The organism is Methanobrevibacter sp. UBA188 (assembly GCF_905234905.1).
Taxonomy (GTDB): domain Archaea; phylum Methanobacteriota; class Methanobacteria; order Methanobacteriales; family Methanobacteriaceae; genus Methanocatella.
In genome coordinates, this window is sequence record NZ_CAJOJM010000058.1 from 7,938 (window position 1) to 10,044 (window position 2,107).

At 36.0% G+C, this 2,107-nt stretch carries 2 protein-coding genes; both read right to left on the bottom strand.

The annotated features are described in order from the left end of the window. Positions 1–83 precede the first annotated feature (83 nt). Positions 84–584: a nitroreductase family protein gene (locus QZ143_RS08715; protein ID WP_292883257.1), complete on the bottom strand. Its 501-nt coding sequence runs from the start codon at positions 582–584 to the stop codon at positions 84–86. Then, on the bottom strand, positions 585–2,107 hold a 1,523-nt coding region (locus QZ143_RS08720), incomplete at its 5' end, for a ClC family H(+)/Cl(-) exchange transporter (protein ID WP_292883260.1).

The window sequence follows — 2,107 nt, forward strand, 5'->3', positions numbered from 1 at the left end:
ATTTTGAAATTTGACATATTTAAACTTATAATATTAATAGATGTTCACATAAAAATTAAACATGGAACAATACCCTTTAATTTTTAAAATCTGTCAAAGTGAACTTTGGATTTGTCATAGCGAAGCTTTACTTCACCCTCACTTTCAGGCCATCCGACACATATTACAGAAAAAGGAATGCAGTAATCCGGAATATTCAGATATTCCTTTAGCTTTAAGACCCTATCTTCAATCGGGTGAAAGCCAAGCCAAACTGCACCCAACCCTTCATGTGTTGCCTGAAGCAAAATGTTTTCATTGCAGGCTCCAAGGTCCTGTTCTATCATTCCATGAACCTTAGATTCATTGAGATTTCCAAGAGTAATGATTAAATGTGATGCTTCACGGGCCGGAGTTGCGAATTTGTGCATTTTTGAAATTGCTTCCTTATCCTCTTTTTTTGACACGACAATGAATTCCCAAGGCTGCGCATTGCAGGCGGACGGCGCTTGCATAGCAGCCTTAAGCAGATTTTCAATTAACTCATCATGAACTCTTTCATTCCTGTATCTTCGTACACTTTTTCTTTTAAATATTAAGCTCATCTAACCACCAAACAATTCTTCAATTTCTTCTCTAACATAAGGATAGTCATTACTGTCTGTCAGGATATGAATTTGATCGCCATAATTGATATGGAAATCTTCAGTCGGTATCATATATTTGCCATTGCGAATTACAGAAACTACAATCGCATTTTTAGGAAATGGAATATCTTTAATCTTAAAATTTATATAATTGCAATCCAGCGGAACCAGATATTCGCTTAAAACATGCTTTGAAGGTTTACTTACATATTCCTTGTTTTTCTTCAACAGCAATCTGTCATACAATGATTCATAAATAGGCTCATTTCCAAGCAGTGTTGGAATCATATATGCCATCAATGATACGATTATCATTGAAACAAGGGATTCTGTTGAACCAGACATTTCCGCAAGAAGCACAATACCTGTAATTGGAGACCTTACAGTAGCTGCAAAAAATCCCGCCATTGAGATGATTATGAATTTATAAATCAACTCATGCTGCCATCCGAATGCAGGAACAACAATTGAACCAAACACTGCCCCAATATAGGCTCCCAATACCAGAATAGGCAAAAATATTCCACCGGGAGCACCGGATGAAAATGAAAACATAGAAAATATGTATTTTAAAACCAACAATAATACCAAAACGCTTAAAGATGGAATTGCAACACCCAACATATCCATCATAAAGTGTCCACCATCACTTATTTCTGGAATTGAAAGTGCAACAACACCGGATACCATAAAAACCAGGACAAATTTAAGCCATGAAGGGATTTTAAGATTCTTTACAAAATCGCTTGACTTTATCATCCCTACATTATAAATATAACCTAAAACACCGATTATAAAACCAAGGATAACCAGAATCCAAAATGATTCAAGAGGAATATTTAAAACAGGGAAATTCAGGATTGTTGATTGGCCAAAAATCATTTTTGATGTAAAATCAGAAACAATTGCAGACACTAGAGCTATGAAAATTAAAGTCTTATCAAAACCGTGATTGATTTCTTCAAAAACAAATATCACACCGGCAAGCGGAGCATTGAATGCTGCCGTAATACCTACTGCAGAACCAACTAAAATCAATCTAATCTCATCAGTTTTTGAACCTTTAAACAATTTAGCGATACCTTTTCCCGCCATACCCCCAATTTGAACGGACGGACCTTCAGGACCTAAAGACAACCCGCCAAGAGCAGTCAATACACCTGCAACAATTTTAGAAAGCAGAACCTTCGCCCAATTTGCTTCCATATGACCTTTGACTTCAGCATAAACCTGAGGAATTCCGCTGCCTGCTGAATCAGCTTCCCATTTGGTTAACCAATCTATCAAAAGACCCATAACAGCAAGTGCTATGAAAAATAATATAATGTATAACACATTTCCATGTATTATGTTTAAATAGTTTCTTAAAATGTGTTCTGAACCTGCAAGTAAAAATCGGTATAAGCAAACCATCAATCCTGCAAATATACCAACCATCATTCCCTGAATCGTTAATTGGAAGATGTATTTTGGATTTTCAG